Source organism: Brevundimonas nasdae (genome assembly GCF_019395145.1).
GTDB classification, from domain to species: Bacteria; Pseudomonadota; Alphaproteobacteria; order Caulobacterales; family Caulobacteraceae; genus Brevundimonas; species Brevundimonas nasdae.
Genome location: NZ_CP080034.1, coordinates 2,752,433 through 2,772,482 on the forward strand (window position 1 = coordinate 2,752,433; position 20,050 = coordinate 2,772,482).

A 20,050-nucleotide genomic window follows, 5' to 3' on the forward strand; every position below is an offset into this window, starting at 1 on the left:
CTAAGACCTCCAAAAGCGAGACGGCCCCGCCGCGAGCGCGACGGAGCCGGATTGATACGGACAGGCGTTGTCGGATTAGTGACAGGCTTAGTCAACACCGACACGGACGGGCCGTTACTCTGACGAAGGCGCCTCGGCTTCGCCGTCCGGCGCGACAGCCGGCTCGTCGGTTTCATCCGGTTCGACCTCCTCCGGCTCCACCAGGGGGGCAGGCGGGCGCAACGACACCAGCTTCTTGTCCAGGTTCAGCGCGAGGTCGGCGATGAACAGGCCGAAACGGGCGACGTCGGCGCCCTTCAGATAGGACAGCTTGTCCTCGGTCGTATGGATGCGCTGGAACACCGTCGGGACGAAACCCTCGCGCAGACCGTTGTCCTGACCGCCGTTGAAAGCCAGCCACATCTGGCGCGCGCCGATTGCGTCCTGGGTTCCCAGCGACACCACCGGCACGCCCGCCTCCGAGAAGACCCGGTCGTCGCTGGGTGGATAGACGGGGAAGCCTTCGCAGTCGAAGCCGCGTTCGGCGCACAGGTTGCGCAGGGTCTCCAGCACGAAGTCCGACTGGTCGCCGTTGTTCTCGCCATACATGATCGTCTCGCCATAGGCGGCGACGTCGGCGTTGATCACGGCCGCGATGCGGTCCTTGTCGTGATGCTCCAGAAAGGCCTTGGCGCCCAGCAGGCCCAGTTCTTCCTGATCGGTGAAGACGAAGACGAAGCGATGGCCGACCGGCTGACCTTCCAGACCCATGTCCAGGATCTTGGCGGCCTCCATCATGGCCATGACCGAGCCGACATTGTCGACAATGCCCTGCGACAGACTTCCGTCCTTCAGCTTCACCGCATCATAGTGGGCGGTCAGGACGATGTCCTGGTCGCCCTCGCCCGCCGTGACGATGACATTGGCGCCTTCCATCGGCCCCGTCGCGCGGTTGCCGCCCTGGAAGACCTGGATCTCCGGCGTCAGGCCCAGGGTGGTCAGGAAGCCGACCAGAACCTGGGTGCGCTCGGCGTTGGTGGGTTTGATGAACTGGCGCGCGCCGGCGACGATGTCGGCGCGGTCGCTGGCGCCCTCCTGAGCCAATGCAGGCGCGGCGGCGAACAGCACCGTGGCGGCGACGAGCGAACGGAACAGCATGACGGATCTTTCCGAAAAGGCGATCCGCCCGTGGTAGCGATCTAGCTCTTCAGACGCCAGCCTGAACGGAAGACCAGCCAGCAAACCGTTCCCATCACCGCCATCAGCACCGCCGATCCGACCACCCCGACCGCCAGATTGCTCTCGGCATGGCCGATGAAGCCGTAACGGAAGCCGTCGATCAGATAGAAGAAGGGATTGTAGTGACTGATCGAGCGGAACGGCTCGGGCAGGTTGTCGACCAGATAGAAGGTGCCGGACAGGAAGGTCATCGGCATGACGATGAAGTTCTGGACCGCCGCCAGGTGATCGAACTTCTCGCTCCACAGGCCCGCCAGGACTCCAGTCATGCCCATGATGAAGCTGGCCGCCAGAGCGAACCAGATGACGGCCAAGATGTTGGCCACGCCCAGGGGCGCGAACGGCAGGACGCACAGCGCCGTCACCAGACCCACCGCCAGACCGCGCGTCGCGGCGCCCAGCGTAAAGCCCAGCGTCAGCTCCAGCGGGCTGAGCGGCGGCGTCAGGAAGTCCGTCGCCGTGCCCATGATCTTGGCCTGGATCAGGCTGGACGAGGCGTTGGCGAAGGCGTTGTTCAGCATGGCCATCATGATCAGGCCGGGCGCCACGAACAGGGCGAAGGGCGTGCCGTGCAGCGGCGGACGCGCGTTCTGCAGGGCCACCACGAAGACCAGCATGTAAAGAAGCGTCGTCACCACCGGCGCCGCCACCGTCTGGGCGCCGACCTTCCAGAAGCGGCGCACCTCGCGCAGATACAGGGTCTGCACCCCGATCCAGTTGATCCCCGGATAGCGACGCGGCTGCGGCAATCCAGCGGGACGGGTGGAGATCAGGTCAGGCGTCGTCTCGGTCATGGGCCGCCAGATGCGCTCTACGCTCCCGCTTCGCAAGGGCGCTGCGGGCGGTTCGCGGCGCATGGCGAGCAAACAAGGGACAAACGCGGCCCCGCCCGCCGCTCGAATTCATCTTAACCTTAACGATGATTCAATATCTGGTTTCTGTGGACAGGATGATTCGCACATCTTGCGTCTCTTAACGGCTGGTTTACGATTAGTTGTAGGTCAAGCCCTTCTGAGAGGCGCCGGGCCCTAGATATTGAATCAATTACTCGCTGGAGGACGCCATGACCGCAGGCTGGACCGACGACCGCGTAGGCGCGCTGAAGAAGCTCTGGCTGGAAGGCCAATCCGCGAGCCAGATCGCCAAGCAGCTGGGCGGCGGCGTGACCCGCAACGCCGTGATCGGCAAGGTGCACCGTCTGGGCCTGTCGGGCCGCGCCGCGCCGTCGCAACCGGCGCGCACCGCCGCGACCACCTTCCGCACCACCCGTCCGCGCCCGGCGCCGACCGTTGCGGCCGCCCCGGCCCAACCGGCGGCTCCGCGTCGTCTTGAGGCTGTGCAGCCCAAGCCGATCCAGCCCGTCGCCCCGGCGCCCGCGCCGATCCCCGACCTGCCCGGCACCGCCACGGTGATGACTCTGGGCGCGCACATGTGCAAATGGCCGATCGGCGACCCGTCGTCGCGTGAGTTCAGCTTCTGCGGCCGTCGCGCCTCGGAAGGCGTCTATTGCATCGAACACGCCCGCGTCGCCTACCAGCCGCAGATCAAGCGCGGCAAGGAAAGCGGTTCGGACCTGGCCCGCAGCCTGCGTCGTTACATCTAAAGAGCGCTATCGCTCGCCGTGCGGCGGCTTGCTGCTTGAGCGCGGCGCTTCGTGCACCGAACGCGCTCAAGCCGTGAGCGAACCGCGTCGCGAACATAGCGCGCAAAAAGAGATGCTCCTTAGGGAGCCGCCTTCCCCCTCGCCGGCCTGCGCAAGCGGCCGGCGAGATTCCGGGGGCGGGGCTGCGGTTCATCCGGGTTGACGCAGCCCCATCCACCTTTCCCCGACATCATTGCGATCCTCTGCACTTGCGGACGGACCATCCCAGTGAACTGGCCCACCCGGCTTATCGTGTGGCATCGCCCCGCCAGTTCTCAGGTTGCAGAATGCTGCAACCTGAAATGTAACGTTAGAATTGCTGTTGCAACCGTAACAATTCCTAGCTTTCCGGTAGATTTTCCCCGTTCCACAAAGGCACGGGGGATGAGGAGAAGACAGGGCGGCGCCAGCCTGGCCCTGGGTCTCCCCTTTCCCGGTCCGGAAGGGGAACAGACACAGTGCGCATCAACGGATTTCAGGATCAATCGCGATCAGGGCTGGCGCGATGACGCTGGTCCAGCTTCGCTATCTGATCGCGGTGGTGGATGCGAACCTCAACATCACGGCGGCGGCGGCGCGTCTGAACGCGACCCAGCCGGGCATATCCAAACAGCTGAAACTGCTGGAAGACGAGCTGGGCTTTCAGGTCTTCGTGCGCAAGGGCAAGAGCCTGGAGCGGACCACGCCCGCCGGCGTCGAGGTGATCGATCGCGCCCGCAGCGTTCTGGTCGAGACGGACAACATCCGGTCCCTGGCGGCGGATTTCCAGCAGCAGAGCGACGGCGAACTGCACATCATCGCCACCCAGACCCAGGCGCGCCTGTTCCTGCCGCGCGTGCTGGGCGTGTTGAAGGCCCAGTATCCGGCGCTGGGCATCCGCCAGTCCTACTTCAGCGAGAACCCGGCGGCTTCGGCCTCGGAATCCGAGTCCGTCGATCTGTCCGTCGTCAGCGCCAGCGAACATGAGAGCGTCGGATCGCCCGCCATCCCGTTGTATCGCTGGCGACGCAGCCTGCTGGTTCCGGCGGGCCATCCGCTGACGCGTTTGGGACGCGCCATCACCCTGGCCGACATCGCCGAGCATCCGCTGGTGTCCTATCCGTCGATGGCGCGAGCGGGATCCAGCGTGTCGCGCGCCTTCACCCTGTCCAGCCTGACCCCGCGTTTCGTCGGCACGGCCCAGGACCCGGAACTGATCAAGTCCTATGTCCGCTCGGGTCTGGGCGTCGGCCTGATCGCCGAAATGGCGGTTTCGGCCAGCGATGGGGCAGACCTTGTCGCCATCGACATCGGCGACCTTTTGCCGACCTGCACCGCCTGGGCGGTGCTGCGGCGCGATACGGTGGCGCGGCGCTATACGCTGGACCTGCTGCGGCTGCTGGCGCCCCGCTATTCGCTGCAGGACATCAGCCGCCTGTTGCGGGACGGCCGCCCCCTGCCCGACCGGCCCGCGCCCTGGTGGAGCGATGTTCAGGCGCATGAGCCTGTCGTTCCGCTCCACCCTGCGCCTGTGCCTGCGCCCAGCAACGTCACCGCCTTTCCCGCCGCCCACGTCCGAAGAGGCGGCTGCTGAGATCAGCCAGGCCCCAGCGCAGCGCGGTCAGGTCGCGCTTGGTGCGGCGGATGCTCATCCAGGCCCCGGTGCCGCACACCAGGGTCACCCCTGCCAGCAGCAGGATCGCCAGACCGTCCCACAGCGGACGGGCGCGCACCACGTCCAGACTGTGCAGGCCGTTCCGCCACCAGCGCGAGGCGCGCGACGAGGCGTCGGCGATGCGGACCACCTCTGCGGTCTTGGGGTCGACGTAGAGGCGCGTAGCCTGATCATCCTGCAGGATGGCGCGATAGACCGGCCAGGCGACCGGGGTCTTGAAGCCGTAATAATAGGCGTCCGCCTTGGTCAGCAGGTCGAACTGGGCGATGGGCGCGGACGCATTGTTTTCTATGACGGCGCGGACAGCGGCGGCCTCCAACGGCTGAACCGGACCTGCGACCGTCCAGCGTTGCACCACGCCCTGCGGCCCGACGGTCACGCCTGACAGTTCGCCGCCAAAGGTCGCGGAGCGAAGCTGCGCCACGCCGCGCCCCGGCGCCGAGGCATGACCGACCCGGGCGATCAGTCCCTTGGCCTCGGCCCAGGTGTGGGTTCCCGTCAGCGACCGGCGCAGATTGTTGGGCGTTCCGTCCAGCAGGCCCCACGGGTTCATGGTCAGCAGGCCGCTCAGCACCCAGGTCAGGGTGAATAGGCCGAAGACCAGACCGATGATGTGGTGCCAGTACCAAAGCCCCCGGAACGGCGACCACCGTCCGTTCTTGCGCCGCCCGAACCGGGAAATCCCCACATAGAGGCCCGTCACGGTCAGAAAGACGCCCGCCACCGAGGCCCAGATCACCACCTGGGTCCACAGCGCCCCGTTGGAACGCAGAACGGTCGGGTACAGCCAGTGCGGAATGGCCCCGAACCAGGACAGGACCCGCTCGCGCCGGTTGGTGTCCTGAACCACCTCGCCCGAGGCGGCGGAGACATAGATCTCGGACCCCGCCGGATCATTGACCGTGATCTGATAAAGGGGGGCGCGACGCCCAGCCTGAATAGTCCACTGATCGACCTTGTCCAGACGCCGCGCGACCAGAGCGCCTTCGAGACCGTGTCGGGCCGCATATTCAGCGGCGACCTGACGAACCTGGGCGTCGTCGAGCGTTTTCACGGGCTCGCCTGTACGCAGATTATAGGATCCCGTCGGCGCGTTCTGGACGGCGGCGCCCCGACGCGGCGTGCCGGAGAAACGGATCACCGGATCACCGCCCAGCATCTCGACCCGGAAGCCCGGTACGATCTGATCGTCCGTGAACGGAAGACGATCCAGATCGCAGCAGGCCGACAGGTCGAGCGGCTGCAATCCCTCCAGCCGCTCTGCATCCGTCAGGGAGGGGAAGCCCTGATAGAGCATGACGAAGCCGGACAGACACCACAGCGTCATCAGCAGACCGACGCCGACGCCAAGGTAACGGTGGACCACCAGCAATCCACGAGAGAGCAGCCTGATCATGACGTCAGAAGCTCTGGCTCAGGCTGACATAGAAGGTCCGGGGCGCACCCAGACGGTGATAGAGGAACCGCGTGCTGGGCGACGATCCGGTCAGCACCGCCGATGCGACCGAGGTGGCGTAGTTGGTGTCGAACAGGTTCTCGACCCGCACATTCAGACGACGCGTGCGGTTGGACGGGTCCAGCCAGACATGGCCGCCCAGATTGGCCACCCAGTAGTCGCCGTAAGCCTGGGTCCCGAAGCCTGACACCACCGACTCCGTCTGGCCGATGTATTTGGCCGACAGGTCTGCGCCGAACGGACCCTCCGAGCGCCACGACAGGATCGCCTTGCCCGAATGTTCTGGGCGTCCCGCGATCTGGACATTCGTGCCGCGCGCCCGCTCCTGGCTGTAGGTGTAGCTGAGCAGATAGTTGAACCCGGCGCCCAGCGGGCCGCGCGTCGTGACCTCGAACCCTCGCGCCTTCACCTCGGCGTCGATATTGACGAACAGGCTGGGATAACCCGCCGGCGGATTGGAGGTGTCGCTGGTGATCAGATTGTCGATCCGACGATCCCAGCCCGAAATCAGCCAGGCCTGGTCGCCGATCCGACCCGACAGGCCGACATTGATGTTGAAGCTCTCCTCCGGTTTCAGGGCCGGATTCCCGCGCGAGCAGCACAGGTCGATGCCGTAAAGCTGCTGCGCGTCCGGCAGCAGGAAGGACGTGCCGACCATGGCGTCGAAATGCAGATTGTCGGTGATGTCATAGGCCCCCGACAGGTTCCACACGGTGGAGTCCGTCTTGGGCGTGCTGTTGACCCGCACCCCCGCCGCCAGACGCAGCTTGCGCGAGAAGTCGTCGGTGGTGCGGATCTGGCCGAAGGCGGCGTGGACCTGTTCCGTCTCGCCCGCGATCAGCAGGACGTCGTCGCGCCCGCGATAGTTCTGGAACTCGTATCCGACCGTATAGGCCAGTCCCTTGTTCAGCTTCAGCTCGGCCATCGCATTCAGGCCGAAGTCCTCATAGCCCCAATAGGCCGAGGGCGCGGGACGGGTGTAATAGTCGGTGTCCCACTGGTGGTGATAGGCCTTCAGATACAGCTGGACCCGATCCGACGGCGTATAGTCCAGCCGTCCGATGGCGATGGTCTCCTTGCGGTCGTTGACCGACACGCCGCGCACTGACGGATAGTCCAGCTTGGCGTCCGTCAGGATGTACTGGGCCGTCAGATGCAGGTCGTCGGTGAAGGCGTAGCCGTATTTCAGGCCCAGGCTTCGCACGTCATAGGTGCGGTTCTTCAGGTCCGTATTGGGCTGATAGGCGTCATACAGCTCATAGCCGTCCGACTGGTCGCGAGAGCCCCACAGGACCACGCGGTGACGACCGACGCCGCCGCCGACCGATCCGTTCAGGTGAGAACCGTCATTGGAATCCAGACCGGCGGACACAGCGCCCTTCCATTCTTCGGTGAAGGGACGGGTCACGACATTGATCACGCCCGCGACCGCCTGGGTGCCGTAGAACAGGCCCTGCCCGCCCTTCAGCACCTCGACCCGCTCGACCATCGAGGCCGGCAGGGTGTCGGCGGGGCTGGTGGAGTTGTAGAGCCGGTTGCCGATGCGCACGCCGTCGATGGTCCACAGCACGTCACTGTTGCGCGAGCCCTGCAGCGAGATGTTGGCGTAGCTGAAGGCGCCCGCCTGGGTGCTGACGGTGACGCCGGGAACCAGAAGCTCCAGCGCCTGGACCACGTCGATGAAGCCGCTGTCCTTGATCTGTTTGGCCGTGACGATCTCCAGCGGCGAACCATATTGGGCCAGCGTCAGCGGCAGGGTCTGCTCCAGATTCTGGGCGACCACCTCGACATCATCGACAGCAGCGGGCCGAACGTCCGGCTCCCTCCTGGGCGGCGTGCTCTGGGCCATGGCGGACGCCGCCGAAGCCAGAAGCAGAGCCTTCGTCGTCAAGGCGACATACGCGTATTTCATTGATGGAACCCCCGTAGACATCGGAGGGGTTAAGGCGCTTAAAATCACCCAATGTATTGTTATTTATATGTTATTTTTGTTCCGTAACGTTACGGCCTGTAACCTTGGAAGCTGCTCGGCTCAGACGAAAACCGCTCCCCGGCTGGTCAGAAAAAAGGCCGCCATGCGCGGGGCATGACGGCCTTTGATCGGCTCAGGTCCTGGGATCAGTTCTTGTCCAGAACATCCGCATAGGCTTCGGGTCCGGGCGGGGCATCGGGCAGCACCGCATTGGTGTAGCCAAAGCCTCGGTTGCCGTCGGGACCGATGACCCCGGCGCCGGGACCAATATGTTCGGCGGCGTTGTTGGTCTCATTGCAGGGGTATTCACCCTGCCCCTGACCGCGATCCGCGCGCGTCCAAGTCCGGTTGAAGCTGATCGGACGGGTGTAGTATTTCGGGTCCGTGATCGTCATCGCCAGGTTCAGCGTATGATAGTCGGGACGCGACCAACGCTCGATCACCACCGTCTGGCTGCTGGTCGGATTGCCGTTCTCGTCCAGCCAGATGTGATCGCTGGAGCTGTCGCGCAGCCCCCGCGTCTCAATGACCAGAACATCACCTTCCCAATGCCCCAGCCCCGTGCCGAAATACTTCTGCTCGATCCGTGCGGGGAAGCTCAGGTTTGCGCCGATCGTGGCGACCCGGTGGGTGTTGTAGTTATAGAAGGTGCCGAACCGCTCCGGCGTGTGCAGGATCTCGAAGGCCAGGCCGCTGGCGTTGTGGCGCGGAATGCCGCCCAGAATGCAGATCGATTCCGGGTCGACGGTGTGGTTCTGGCTATAGACCAGCGCCCGCAGGCCGACGGCGTTGAACGGCAGGATGAAGTTCGGCTCGTCCTTGCCCATGTTGCCGCCCGGCAGGCCGGGGGTGCGGACCGGCCGCCACAGACCCGACAGGTCCGGCTTTCCATCTATACCCAGCGGTGTGGCGACCTTGGGCCCCGTGTGCAGGGTTCCCGGCGTGGCGACCGAGGATTCCTCTTCCGGCGGCGGCGCGGCCTGTTGGGCGTAGGCGGTGGCGGCGGTCACGGCCAGGGCGGCGACGGACCCGGCGCAGAGCCAGGCGGCGAGACTGCGTTTCATGTTCTGGCTCCGGTTCACGGCTGCACCGGCAGGTCGGACGGCTTGGGTTTGTTGGCGCGGAACAGCCAGTAGCCGACGCCCCGCGTGCCCTCGACGGCGCCCAGCGGCAGGTCGGGGGTGATCTGGTTATTGGGGCCATAGCCCCGGTTGCCGTTCGGCCCGATGGGACCGGGGCCGCGCTCCAGATGCTTCAGGATCCAGGGCGTGTTCCACTCGCAGGAGAACTCCTGCAGGTGCTCGCCTTCCGGCGCCAGCACCCAGCTGCGGCGATAGGTGATCGGACGGCTGTAATAGCGCGGGTCCGTATAGGTCAGCTCCAGATTCAGGTGATTGCGGTCCGGACGGCTCCAGCGCTCGACCACCACCGCATCGGCGCTGATCGGATTGGCGTTGTCGTCCAGCCACAGATTGCCCGCCGAACTGTCGTGGAAGCCCGAGCTCTCGATCACCAGGACATCGCCGTCCCAATGGCCCAGGGCGTTGCCCAGATATTTGGGGTCCTGCTCCGGATCGCGCGCACGCCCGTCCAGCCAGACCCAGCGGTGCCAGCTGAGCTGGTGCAGGGTCGCCAGGCGATCCGGCGTCTGCAGGATTTCAAACGGCAGCACGCTGGTCAGCAGACGCGGGATGCCCGTGATCAGGCAGCGCGCCTCCGGGTCGATCACCGTCTGGTTGAAGGCCAGGGCCTCACGTCCGGCGGACGTCAGCGGCGGGACGAAGCCCGGCTCGTCCTTGGCCAGATTGCCGTCCGGCTTGCCGTCCTCATGCAGCAGCTTCCAATAGCCGGTCAGCACAGGCTTGCCGTCCGCGCCGCGCGGCGTGGCGACCACCGGGCCGGTGTAGGGCTGGCCAAGAATCTGTTGTTGCGCCGGGGCCGTCTGGGCGGTCGCATGGCCCGCCACGGCTGTCGCCGCCAGCAGAACGGCCAGGGCCGCGCCTCCTCGCCTCGTTCGGCCTGATTTCAACCAATGCGTCAAAGTCGCTCCCCTCGCTCGCCGGATCGACGCCCAGCCTTTCAGGCGGGCGTAACGGCATTGCGGCTTATGGTCTGGCGGCCTCGCGTGAGTGAAAATGCTTGTCGTCATATGCATATGCTTTCGCTCTGCCGGATGCAGACGAACGGGACGATCCGCACACCGATTTAGAAAGCCTGCGCCCCGCTTTAGGAAAACAGCCAAGGTTCATCGAACGCACTGGACTAGGGTTCACGCCACAGCCGCGGCCGCCACAGGGGGCAGGCACGCGCCAAGGGGAGCCTTCTGAATGCCAGCCAAGACCGCCGTCCATCCACGCGATCATCGTCCAGCCTGGTCGCTTTTGCTGGCAGGGGCGGCGGCGGCCTGCCTGGCCCTGGCGGGGTCTGTCGTGCGTGCGGAGGACGCCGGGACGCGGCCCGTCCTGTCGGCCGAACCCTATCGCACCCTGTCGGTGAATATCCCCCTGAACTCCGGCGATGAGGCGGGGCACTGGATCGAATGGCTGGTGCGGGCCAAGGCGGGCACGCCCATCCTCTATTCCTGGTCCGTCTCAGGCGTGACCGAGCCGGAGGAGTTCTATTCCGACCTGTTCGGCCACGGGGTCGAACCCGGCACCGGCGAGGACGTCAGCTATCAGAAGTTCAGCGGCCTGTTCAGCAACGGTGCGGTGACCGTGCCCTATGACGGGCTGCACGGCTGGTATTTCAAGAACGACTCGGCCGGCGCCGTGGTGGTTCATCTGCGCCTGTCCGGTGATTTCGAAGTCGTCTCGGCGGAAGAACTGGCGGCGATCCAGGCGGCCGACGAACCATGAGCCGCCCCCGCCTGCGCCGCACGACGCGGCGCGCGGCATGACGGACGCCGCCGCAGTCTCCGCCCTGTCGTCCGACGCCGAACGCATCCGCCGCAGCGGCGTCCTGGGCCGCCCCGGCCAGCTGACGCGCCTGTTCGACTTTCTGGTCGAACGCTCCGCCGACGCCGATCCGCCCAGCGAGACCGACATCGCCAGCGAGGTCTTCAACCGGGGACGCGAGTTCATTCCCGGCCAGGACGCCGTGGTCCGGGTCAACATCCACCGGCTGCGCAAACGGCTGGACGACTTCTATCTGCGCCACGGCCTCAGCGGCCCGGACCGTCTGGCCCTGCCGCGGGGCGAATACCGGCTGGTGGTCGAGACGGCGGCCGAAGGCGAGACCGGCGATCCCACGCCCGCACAGACGCCTGCCGCCCGCACGACGTCCCAAGACGGCCTGCGCCCGACATCCGCTGGAAAACTGTCTCCAGACAAGATCGCTATATCGCGCCGCTCGCTGTTCCTTGGCGCGGCCGGTCTGGGCGTCGCCCACCTCGCGGGCTGGGGCGCGGCGACCTATGTGAACTCGCGGCCAAAGGGGTTTCTGGACGCCAGTCCGTGGAGCGTCTATGAGCGCGCCGCCGCGCCGCTGCTGATCGTGCTGGGCGACTATTACATCTTCGGCGACACCGACGAGAAGGGTCAGGTTCTGCGCCTGACGCGCGAGTTCTTCATCAACTCCCGCGACGAACTCTATCAGTACATGATGGAGAACGACGACCTGCACTACCGCTACATGGACCTGGACCTGCGCTATCTGCCGACCTCGGTGGCGACGGCGCTGCAGGATCTGGCGCCCCTGATGGCGCGTCATCCGTCGGCACAGATCATCGGCGCCTCCCAGGTGTCACCCCAGATGCTGCGCGACCACGACGTGGTCTATGTCGGCTATCTCAGCGGCCTTGGGCCGGTGCGCCATCCGGCCTTTCGGGGCGGGCGGCTGACGGTGGGAGCCAGCTTTGACCAGATCATCGACCACAAGGCGGGCCGCACCTATGACAGCGAGGCGGCGCTGGTTCCTCCGCCGCAGGGGCTGGTGCGGGACTATGGCTATTTCACCCGCTTCCCCGGCCCGACCGGCAACACCATCAGCATCATCGCGGGCGCGCGCGACATCGGCCTGTCCGGCGTGGCGGAAGCCGTGACCTCGCCCACCGTGCTGAAGTCCCTGCCCCGCATCCGCGACGATCAGGCGATCGAGGTCCTATTCGAGGTCGAGGGCCAGAACGGGGCCAATCTGAAGACCAAGCTTCTGGTCGCCCAGCAGCGCGATCCCTCGACCATCTGGACCGCCACGCCGCTCAACTGAGCCGCATCAACCTTGAGGCCGCAATGCAAAAGGGCGTCCCGCCCGGGACGCCCTTTCGTCTGTCCGCCTGACGGCGCCGGTCCTACCAGCGCACGTCCAGCTTGATCGACCAGAAGGCGCCCTCGGCCCCGATGGCGCCGTTGTTGCCGTAGCTCCACAGCTGAGTGAAGGCCTGCAGGGGCGCGGGCGTCTTCTCCGGCCTGGTCCCGAAGATGTTGTTGCCCGCCACTGTCACGGTCGCATTGTCCCGGATGTCGTAGGACAGGCTCAGATCCGTCGTCCAGATCTTGCCGATGTCATAGAATATCTCCGTCCCCGCGTTGGGCGAACCCGCCGGCACGACGCCCGAACGCGGCAGCTCGCCCCAGTAGCTCTGGCGCACGAAGGCCTGGAACCGCCCGACATTGACGCTGCCCGACAGGATGTGCCGTTCGCGCGGCAGGGTGTTGGTCAGGTTCACTGCATCGCCCGCGCTCAGCAGGGTGATGTTCGGATTATAGGCGGTCAGGACCGGCGGCGCGTCATAGATCTTGGTCAGTTCACGCTTCAGGAAGTTGCCCGCATACGACAGGTTCAGGCGGCTGCCGGCAGGCAGGTTCAGGAAATTATCCTGCTCCAGCAGGAAGGTCTTGTCCGCCGTGATCTCGACCCCGCGCGTGCGGATGTCGGACGAGTTAAGCAGATAGCTGATGCCGTCGCCGGGATTGATCCGGCCGTTGGTCAGACGCTGCGACACCGACTGGCCGGGCGCGGGCGTGCCGTTCGCGGGATTGTCCAGCCAGCGGGCGCCCGCGGCATTGACCTGGCCCAGGGCGGTGATGCGGTTCTCGACCTCGATCTGGAAGGCGTCGACCGCCAGATTGATCCCCCAGAAGGGCTTGGCCACCACGCCGAAGCTGTAGTTGGTCGAGGTTTCCGGCTGCAGCGGCTTGGCGCCCAAAGCTATGGCCTCTGGCGAACTGACCGCCAGCGTATAGTTGGTCGAGGTGTTGGCGTTTCCGACCGAACGGTAGGACAGGGCCGCCAGAGCGGGGGCGTGGAAGCCGGTGTTGACCGTTCCCCGCACGCCCAGGCGCGGGCTGAAGTCATAGCGGCTGGACACGCGCCAGGTCGCCTTGCTGCCGAAGTCTGAGAAGTCCTCGCCTCGCACCGCCAGATCGACCGACCAGGCCTCGACCGGCGTGACGCTGACCCCGACATAGATCGAGGTGCTGTCGCGTTTGACGTCCTGCTCTTCGTCCGGGCGATAGGCGGGCAGCGCCTGGGACACGGCGAAGGAGTTGGACAGGGTCTGGCCCGCATTCGGTCCGTCCAGAACCTTGGCCCCGCCGTGGGTGTAGCCCGCCGCATCGCCCGCGCCGAGCTGATAGTGCTCGCGGCGATGCTCGATCCCGAACGACACATCCGTCGGGATGGAGGCGATCAGGAAGCTGCGACGCAGGTCGAAATTGCTGGTCCAGGCCGAATAGTTGTGATTGCCGATATAGAAGGAGGTCGGGCTGGCCGCGCCATAGGTGACGTTGATCGAATTGTGCACGTTCACGTCGATCGAGTTCTCGCCATAGACCGAGCTCAGATCCCAGTTCCAGCCGAACAGGTCATTACCGCGAATGCCGAACAGACCCGAATAATCCGTCTCGTCGATGGCTTCGACAGGGGTGTAGCCGTTCGGATAGATGGCGCGGACGTTGGCGTTGCGGTTCGGCGTGCGGAAGTTCTGCGGCGCGCTCGATTCACGCTCGGCATAGGTCAGGAAGGCGTAGGTCTCGACCTTGTCGTTCAGCGGCAGGCCGAAGTCGATGGAGTAGGACGACAGGGTGAAGGGCGCCTTGCCCGAGTTGATCCAGGCGTTGTTGTCGCGCGTGGCTTCCTTCGGATTGGGAATGGCGCCGACGGGCAGGCTGGGATTGCTCTCCAGATTGCCCGCAGGCAGGATTTCCTGGCCCGTGACCGGATTGATCGGGAAATAATACAGCAGCGCCGGGTTCACCGGGCTGTTGCGGATGACGATCTTCTGGTCGTCATACTGGCCGCTCAGACGCAGGTGTCCGGCCTCGCCGATGCGGAACCCCTGGCTGAACTGGAAGACGCTGGTCTCGCCGCCGCCGTCGGCGAACTCGCCGTAACGATAAGAGGCGCGGCCGCCTTCGGGGCTGTCGTCGGTGATGATGTTGATGACGCCCGCGATGGCGTCCGACCCATAGATGGCCGAGGCGCCGTCACGCAGAACCTCGACCCGGCGGATCGAGGCGCTGGAGATGGTCGACAGATCGACCGGCGCCGTGGCGGATTCACCGCCCGCGCCCAGGAAGGCGGTCGAATGGCGGCGCTTGCCGTTGACCAGCACCAGGGTGTGGCCCGAGTTCTGGCCGCGCAGCTGACCCGAGCGGACCATCGACCCGATGTTGGGCGTGGCCACATTCGGCACGAAGAAGGACGGCAGATTGGCCTGAAGCTGCTCCAGCACATTGGCCTTGTTGGCCAGTTCGACGGCCTGGCCGTTGATCACGTCGATCGGCGCCACTGCATTCTCGACGGTGCGGCCCGAGGCCCGCGCGCCGGTGACGACGACTTCGCCCAGTGTCGCCGCTTCCGTGGTGGCCTGCTGGGCCGACGCGGCGCCCGCCGCCAGCAGGGCCGCGCCCAGGCTGATCAGGCTGACGCCATATCGGCCGACGCGCCCGGTTGCTGTTCTCTTGCTCATGACCTGTTCCCCTTGGCCTGCCAATACGGCTTGAAGAACAGTGGGTATCAGATCAAATAATCAGCGTAAGTATATCGGGTTATGATGTTTGAGACCGTCCATATGGTCGATCTATATAAGACCCACCCACCGACCGATTACGGCAACCGTAATCCATATAAGGATAGAAGCAGCAGCTATAACCTTAGACAGATTGGTTGACTTCTGAACATTCCACTTAAGAATGACCGGGTAAAGCAGGAACTGCGCGACCACGGCGAAGAGCAAAGCCAGGAGCTTTGGTCCAAACAGCGGATTCAGCCAGTATTTCAGCGGCCCCGCGGACACCAGCAGCACGCCCGACACGACCATTATGGACAGGCCGATCAGCAGCAGCGGGAACAGAGCAGCGGCGATCCGCGCCGGATCCGCCCTTCTGAACACCACACGCAGCACGGTCAGATCAGTAACCAACGCCGCGCCGCCCAACAGGGCCAGACCCAACAGGTGCAGCGACTCCACCGCCGCGAAACTGGCCGTCGATCCCGCCAGGAACAGGCCGACACCCGTATCGCCCAGCGACAGGAACAGGTTCTCGAACACGGAGGGGGTTTCAGTAATAAGCAATGTAACGCCCCGTCACGACAACTGCGGCCCAGACGACCAGGGACAGAACCGCCGCCGCCTTGGCGGAACGCGGCGCGCCCTCCACGGGCCAGGAGGCGATCGACCGATAGGTGGTGGCGTGAAAGATCACCACGTTCAGCGCGGCGAACAACAGCAGGCCCAGCTTCACCTGCAGGAAGATGTTGTCATAGATCTTGCCTGACTGGGCGGCGAACAGAGATCCGCCGCTCAGGAACATGACGATGAACCCGACCCAGGTGACGGGCAGCAGGCTCTTGCCCACCTCCGCCGCCGTCCGCTCCTTCAGCACCACGCCCAGGATCCGAAGATCCACGATGGCGATGGAGCCGACCATCAGCAGGATGCCCAGCACATGGAAGGTCTGCAGCAGCGGAAAGGTGATCTCCGACTCGCGCACATGGGTCGCCAGCGGACTGTTGTAGATGACAGAAATAAAGGGCGGGATCGCTTCACCCGCCTGAATCAAACTCGCCACTCGATAGGCCCGGCGTCAGGCCTGGGGACGGGGCGCGCGCGGGGCGGCGTCGCCCGGACCGCCGTCGCCCGGCGTGCCGCCGCTGACGCTGCGGCCGTCCGGCAGGGTGATGCGGCGCGCATCGATGATCCGCCCGCCGCTCTTGGCCAGATAGCCGTCGACGACCAGGGTGTCGCCCACGCTGATGTCCGAACGGCTGAAGCCGCGACGCGACAGGGCGCCCGGCCCGGCCCCTTCGCAGGCCCAGGTCGTAACCCGGCCCTGGGCGTCACGGACCTCAAGGTGGAAATAGGAGTGCGGATTGGTCCATTCGACGCTGGTCAGGCGCCCGACCAGCCGGATCGGCCGGTTGGCGTCATACATGGCCGCAAACGAATGGTGAGCCGACGCCGGCGCCGCGACCGAAGCCGTCAGCGCCAATCCCAGAACAAGAGCACGCAGTTTCATCTTACCCATCTCTCTCGGCCCCCGACGCCAGACGCGGCGCGCTCGATCCGACCTTTGTGGGCGTCAGCCTAAGCTGGACCATGAGGGGCGCGATAATGACCGATGGCTATATCCACATGCCCCAAGACCATTGGGCGCGGGCGCAGACAGGCGGAAATGTGCGCGCCGTCACGCTTTCAAGGTCGCCGTCGCCATGTCCACTTCCACCGTCATAGACCGGCCTCTGCGCATCGGGCTGCTCGCCGTGACGGTCATCGGCCTCACCCTTGCGTCGCGTGGCGGCGCCCAGGCGACCGACGCCCCCTCCGTGACCCGCGCCGCCCACGCCGCCCACCTGGACCGGATGCTGCGCGCCGAAGACCTGAAACAGGCCCTGCTGGAAGCCGCCGACGCCAACCAGACGAACCTGGTCCTGCAGAATGCGCGTCGCCTCAAGCCGCTTGTGACCGCCGAACACATCTACTGGACCAACGCCGGCGACGCCCGCGCCCTGACCCTGTCCCGCCAGAACCAGCAGGCGCTCGACCAACTGATCGCCACGGCCTCACAGGGCAATGCCGACCGCGCCTACAACTCCGCCCTCGCCTTCGCCGCCAGCTGCTCCGCCTGCCACGACAACCACCCCGAACAACGGGTGCGCATCAGGAACTGAGTTTTCAAGGCTGAGATCGCCGCCCGTTTCCCACGGCTGCCAACTCGACAGCGCGGCCAGAACGAGGACGAATGCCTTGGGTGGTTCGAAACGCGGGTTGCACGGTTCAATACGGCTCAGTTTCGGCTTAGTGTCGCGGGCATGACTTATCGGGCGCGACGGTTCTCCAAATCTTCCGGGCTGGCGGCTGTGATGGCGGGGGGGCTGGTGCTGGGCGCCTGCGCGTCGCAGCCGAAGCTGGTCGTCGAACGGCCGCTTGGCGTAATCGATCTGGGCTCGACCTCGACCTACAGCCTGTCCTCATCGGAGCATCCGATGGAGGCGGCGGTGGCGGACAGTCTGCGCAGCGCCTTATCGACAGCGGGCTGGCGCGAGGAGGCGGAGACCAGCGCGGACTGGCGGCTGGACGCCCTGTACGCCATCCGCCCGGCGACGACTGGCGCCCATGCCGGGGCGGAGGCCTCAACGGCGGATACGGTGTGGCTGCGGTCGCCTGCTCCGCGTCGCTGGTGGCGTCACGAAAAACAGGTGCGGACTTTGACCCTGTCCCTGATCGCGCCGAAGACCGGGGTGGAGACGGCCCGCGTCACCGCGACCCTGACCGCCATGCCCGGCCATCCAGACACGGGTGACGAAGCGGCGACCATCGCCACGCTGGCGGCGGCGGCGCTGCAGACGCCGGCCGCATCGACGGCGTCTGGCCCGGCGCTTTAGGTCTCGAGGCTCTGCGGCAGGCGGAGGGTGAAGACCGCGCCCGCGCCCGGCGCGCTTTCACAGCCAATGTCGCCGCCGTGCCGTTCGACGACCGCCCGGGCGAAGGCCAGCCCCAGACCGGCGCCGGGCCGATCCGTCTCGCCCTTGGAAAAGGGTTCGAACAGGCGGGTCTGAGCGTCTGTGGCCATGCCCTCGCCATGGTCGCGAACCGTGCAGACCCAGACCGGCGTCCCGGCGCGTTCGCCCGCCGTCACGGCGCACTCCACGATGCTGTCGACGGGGCTGAATTTGATGGCGTTGTCGATCAGGTTCATCAGCACGCGGGTGATCAGGCCCTGATCGCCGCGCACCAGCGGCTCAAGGCCGTCGTCATCGGCTTCAGCCTCAATCCGCACCCCTTTCTGCGACGCCTGGGGCCACAGGGTGTCGGCGGCGTCCAGCAGGGCCTGGGACAGATCGAACACAGCGTCGCCCAGCACCTGAGACTCGGCGCGCGCCAACTGCACATAGCCCTCGGCCAGGGTCAGGGTCAGGCGCGCATTGTCGGCGATACGGCGTTCGAACGCCGGGTCCGTGCGGTCGTGGGGGCCGTCCAACAGGGTCAGGATCGAGACCTGCGGCGCGCGCATGTCATGGCTGAGAAGCTGCAGCGCCTGTTCGCGCTGGCGTTCGGCCAGGCGGAACTCGGTCATGTCGGCCAGCCGCACGATCCGCCCCTGGGCCGCGCCGTTCGCATCAACCAGCGGCGCGGCGCTGACGAAGACCCGGCGGCCCGCGGGGGTGGCGATTTCAAGAGGCTCGGCGCTCTCTTCGGCGCCCAGGCCCTCTGAACCCAGCCCGCCGATCGCTTTCAGCAATATCGTCAGGGGCGCGCCGACCAGATCGTCACGGCCGAACAGGGCCTGCGCCTGCGCATTGGCCATCACCACCGCGCCCGCCTCGCCGACCACCAGGGTCGCATCCGGCAGGCTGTGGAGGGCGTCGGAGATGAACCGCTCCAGATCGCGCAGGTCCGACACCGCCGTGCGCAACGTCTCCACCTGCCGCGCCACGACATCCCCGCCCGCCAGGGCATTGACGACACGGGGCGCCGGGCCGGAACGCGCAAAGGCCTCCACCTCGATCTGCATATAGGCGGACGCCGCCGCCAGCCGCCGCCAGCTCCACAAGGGATAGGCCAGAGCCAGTCCCGTCATCGCCGCAAGCGGCGGGAACCAGACGCCGAACCAGAAAGCCGCCGCGCTGATCGCCAGGACCATGAGCGCAAGGCCCGCGCCCGCAATCAGGCTCCACAGCGGCCGCAGCAGAAGCAGCGCCCCCATCAAAAGCCACAGCGGGATCAGCGACAACAGGGCGCCCCAGAGCGGCGCCGTGGGCGTTATGGCGTCATGTCGCAACAGGGTGTCGACCAGACTGGCCTGGATTTCGACGCCGGGCGTCAACTGGCCCTCGCCCGTCGTCGGGGTGGCGTAGCGGTCGCCCTGACCGTCTGCGGTCATGCCCACCAGAACCAGTTTGCCGGTCAGGAAGGCGGCAGGCGTCTCGCCGCGCAGCAGATCGACAAAGGACGCGGTGCGGAACTGGCCAGGCGGGCCGCGATAGTTGACCAGCACCGCGCCCTTTCCGGTCAATAGGTCCGACGGCTGGGTCCGGGGCGGGACGTCGCCCCCTATGCGGGGGTTCACAGTCCGCGCCAGTTGTGCGGCCAGATGCGGCCACGACGACTGACCGGCCGACAGATAAAGCGGCATCCGGCGCACCACGCCGTCATCATCCACCACCAGATTGACGTGCCCCAGACCGGCGGCGGCGTCACGCAGTTCCGGGATGGGCTCGGTCGCCTGCCACGGCGCGCCGTTCTCGCCGACGGGATCAACCAGCATCGGCAGATAGACATTGCCCGCCGCACCGATCGCTCGGGCCAGGTCGGCGTCGCCCTGGTCTGAGGGTTCGACAAACAGGACGTCATAGCCGACCGCGCTGGCCTGCGCCTGCGCCAGCCGGTCGATCAGATCGGCATGAACCTGGCGGGGCCAGGGCCAGCGGCCCAGCGCCTCCAGACTGCGGTTGTCGATGGCGACGATGACGATCTGTTCGCTGGTCGGCCCGGCGCGCATCCGCATCCAGGCGTCATAGATCATGTTGTCGGGCCGTGCCGTGGCCGCCGCCAGCGACAGCCAGACCACCAGAGCCGAGGTCAGGGCGCCCACCAGCGCCCATTCGATCAACGCCCGCCCGACAAAACCCCGCCCGGCGGAGCCGACTGAAGGCAGGCGCCGCATGGAC

Annotated in this window: 17 protein-coding genes; 6 read left to right on the forward strand and 11 right to left on the reverse strand. The window is 66.2% G+C overall.

Going from position 1 to position 20,050, the window contains the following annotated elements; genetic code table 11:
* Positions 1-114 precede the first annotated feature (114 nt).
* Positions 115-1,137, reverse strand: coding sequence for a M28 family metallopeptidase (locus tag KWG56_RS13360; protein WP_201099590.1), 1,023 nt, complete (start codon positions 1,135-1,137; stop codon positions 115-117).
* Positions 1,138-1,178: 41 nt separating this feature from the next.
* Positions 1,179-2,012, reverse strand: coding sequence for an ABC transporter permease (locus KWG56_RS13365; protein ID WP_201099591.1), 834 nt, complete (start codon positions 2,010-2,012; stop codon positions 1,179-1,181).
* 269 nt (positions 2,013-2,281) lie between these two features.
* Here KWG56_RS13365 and gcrA point away from each other — a divergent pair, with 269 nt between their 5' ends.
* Both gcrA and KWG56_RS13375 read left to right on the forward strand, forming a co-directional pair.
* Complete coding sequence (gcrA, locus tag KWG56_RS13370) at positions 2,282-2,821, forward strand: cell cycle sigma 70 cofactor GcrA (RefSeq protein ID WP_201099592.1); 540 nt, start codon at positions 2,282-2,284, stop codon at positions 2,819-2,821.
* A 544-nt stretch (positions 2,822-3,365) separates the two neighbouring features.
* Positions 3,366-4,433: a LysR substrate-binding domain-containing protein gene (locus tag KWG56_RS13375; protein WP_219355137.1), complete on the forward strand. Its 1,068-nt coding sequence runs from the start codon at positions 3,366-3,368 to the stop codon at positions 4,431-4,433.
* Here KWG56_RS13375 and KWG56_RS13380 read toward each other — a convergent pair.
* From KWG56_RS13380 to KWG56_RS13395, 4 genes are all read right to left on the reverse strand, one after another.
* Positions 4,390-5,910, reverse strand: a complete 1,521-nt coding sequence (locus KWG56_RS13380; RefSeq protein ID WP_219355138.1) for a PepSY domain-containing protein — start codon at positions 5,908-5,910, stop codon at positions 4,390-4,392. The two genes, KWG56_RS13375 and KWG56_RS13380, sit on opposite strands and share 44 nt — an antisense overlap.
* Positions 5,911-5,914: 4 nt before the next feature.
* Positions 5,915-7,882, reverse strand: a complete 1,968-nt coding sequence (locus tag KWG56_RS13385) for a TonB-dependent receptor plug domain-containing protein (RefSeq protein WP_219355139.1) — start codon at positions 7,880-7,882, stop codon at positions 5,915-5,917.
* 206 nt (positions 7,883-8,088) lie between these two features.
* Positions 8,089-9,006 (reverse strand): hypothetical protein, encoded by a 918-nt coding sequence (locus KWG56_RS13390; protein ID WP_219355140.1) that lies wholly within the window; start codon positions 9,004-9,006, stop codon positions 8,089-8,091.
* 14 nt (positions 9,007-9,020) lie between these two features.
* A complete protein-coding gene (locus KWG56_RS13395) occupies positions 9,021-9,983 on the reverse strand; it encodes a hypothetical protein (RefSeq protein ID WP_219355141.1) in 963 nt (320 codons plus the stop codon).
* 286 nt (positions 9,984-10,269) lie between these two features.
* Here KWG56_RS13395 and KWG56_RS13400 point away from each other — a divergent pair, with 286 nt between their 5' ends.
* Complete coding sequence (locus KWG56_RS13400) at positions 10,270-10,797, forward strand: hypothetical protein (protein ID WP_201101203.1); 528 nt, start codon at positions 10,270-10,272, stop codon at positions 10,795-10,797.
* Between the two features lie 37 nt (positions 10,798-10,834).
* Positions 10,835-12,145: a hypothetical protein gene (locus tag KWG56_RS13405; RefSeq protein ID WP_219355142.1), complete on the forward strand. Its 1,311-nt coding sequence runs from the start codon at positions 10,835-10,837 to the stop codon at positions 12,143-12,145.
* Between the two features lie 82 nt (positions 12,146-12,227).
* Here the strand turns inward: KWG56_RS13405 and KWG56_RS13410 are convergent, their stop codons facing one another.
* From KWG56_RS13410 to KWG56_RS13425, 4 genes are all read right to left on the reverse strand, one after another.
* Positions 12,228-14,849 carry a TonB-dependent receptor plug domain-containing protein gene (locus KWG56_RS13410; RefSeq protein WP_219355143.1) on the reverse strand — a complete coding sequence of 874 codons (2,622 nt, stop codon included), beginning with the start codon at positions 14,847-14,849 and terminating at the stop codon, positions 12,228-12,230.
* A 111-nt stretch (positions 14,850-14,960) separates the two neighbouring features.
* Complete coding sequence (locus tag KWG56_RS13415; protein ID WP_219355144.1) at positions 14,961-15,431, reverse strand: DUF6644 family protein; 471 nt, start codon at positions 15,429-15,431, stop codon at positions 14,961-14,963.
* Positions 15,432-15,441: 10 nt separating this feature from the next.
* Positions 15,442-15,951 (reverse strand): DUF6644 family protein, encoded by a 510-nt coding sequence (locus KWG56_RS13420; RefSeq protein WP_201101207.1) that lies wholly within the window; start codon positions 15,949-15,951, stop codon positions 15,442-15,444.
* 15 nt (positions 15,952-15,966) lie between these two features.
* On the reverse strand, positions 15,967-16,398 hold the full coding sequence (locus KWG56_RS13425) for a DUF6152 family protein (protein ID WP_219355145.1): 432 nt from the start codon (positions 16,396-16,398) through the stop codon (positions 15,967-15,969).
* A gap of 193 nt (positions 16,399-16,591) precedes the next feature.
* On the opposite strand from KWG56_RS13425, the gene KWG56_RS13430 reads away from it, so the two are divergent.
* Both KWG56_RS13430 and KWG56_RS13435 read left to right on the forward strand, forming a co-directional pair.
* Entirely contained in the window at positions 16,592-17,050 is a 459-nt protein-coding gene (locus KWG56_RS13430; protein WP_219355146.1) for a hypothetical protein, read from the forward strand.
* Between the two features lie 192 nt (positions 17,051-17,242).
* The gene (locus KWG56_RS13435; RefSeq protein ID WP_219355147.1) at positions 17,243-17,764 is read left to right on the forward strand and encodes a hypothetical protein; all 522 of its coding nucleotides are present in this window, start codon (positions 17,243-17,245) and stop codon (positions 17,762-17,764) included.
* Here the strand turns inward: KWG56_RS13435 and KWG56_RS13440 are convergent.
* Positions 17,761-20,046, reverse strand: coding sequence for a CHASE2 domain-containing protein (locus KWG56_RS13440; RefSeq protein ID WP_219355148.1), 2,286 nt, complete (start codon positions 20,044-20,046; stop codon positions 17,761-17,763). The genes KWG56_RS13435 and KWG56_RS13440 overlap by 4 nt on opposite strands.
* Between the last annotated feature and the right edge of the window lie 4 nt (positions 20,047-20,050).

Bases quoted from the DNA above. Each gene is read 5' to 3' on its own strand.
- KWG56_RS13360 (WP_201099590.1), bottom strand. From the start codon at position 1,137: ATGCTGTTCCGTTCGCTCGTCGCCGCCACGGTGCTGTTCGCCGCCGCG.
- KWG56_RS13365 (WP_201099591.1), bottom strand. From the start codon at position 2,012: ATGACCGAGACGACGCCTGACCTGATCTCCACCCGTCCCGCTGGATTG.
- gcrA (WP_201099592.1), top strand. From the start codon at position 2,282: ATGACCGCAGGCTGGACCGACGACCGCGTAGGCGCGCTGAAGAAGCTC.
- KWG56_RS13375 (WP_219355137.1), top strand. From the start codon at position 3,366: ATGACGCTGGTCCAGCTTCGCTATCTGATCGCGGTGGTGGATGCGAAC.
- KWG56_RS13380 (WP_219355138.1), bottom strand. From the start codon at position 5,910: ATGATCAGGCTGCTCTCTCGTGGATTGCTGGTGGTCCACCGTTACCTT.
- KWG56_RS13385 (WP_219355139.1), bottom strand. From the start codon at position 7,882: ATGAAATACGCGTATGTCGCCTTGACGACGAAGGCTCTGCTTCTGGCT.
- KWG56_RS13390 (WP_219355140.1), bottom strand. From the start codon at position 9,006: ATGAAACGCAGTCTCGCCGCCTGGCTCTGCGCCGGGTCCGTCGCCGCC.
- KWG56_RS13400 (WP_201101203.1), top strand. From the start codon at position 10,270: ATGCCAGCCAAGACCGCCGTCCATCCACGCGATCATCGTCCAGCCTGG.
- KWG56_RS13405 (WP_219355142.1), top strand. From the start codon at position 10,835: ATGACGGACGCCGCCGCAGTCTCCGCCCTGTCGTCCGACGCCGAACGC.
- KWG56_RS13410 (WP_219355143.1), bottom strand. From the start codon at position 14,849: ATGAGCAAGAGAACAGCAACCGGGCGCGTCGGCCGATATGGCGTCAGC.
- KWG56_RS13425 (WP_219355145.1), bottom strand. From the start codon at position 16,398: ATGAAACTGCGTGCTCTTGTTCTGGGATTGGCGCTGACGGCTTCGGTC.
- KWG56_RS13430 (WP_219355146.1), top strand. From the start codon at position 16,592: ATGTCCACTTCCACCGTCATAGACCGGCCTCTGCGCATCGGGCTGCTC.
- KWG56_RS13435 (WP_219355147.1), top strand. From the start codon at position 17,243: ATGGCGGGGGGGCTGGTGCTGGGCGCCTGCGCGTCGCAGCCGAAGCTG.
- KWG56_RS13440 (WP_219355148.1), bottom strand. From the start codon at position 20,046: ATGCGGCGCCTGCCTTCAGTCGGCTCCGCCGGGCGGGGTTTTGTCGGG.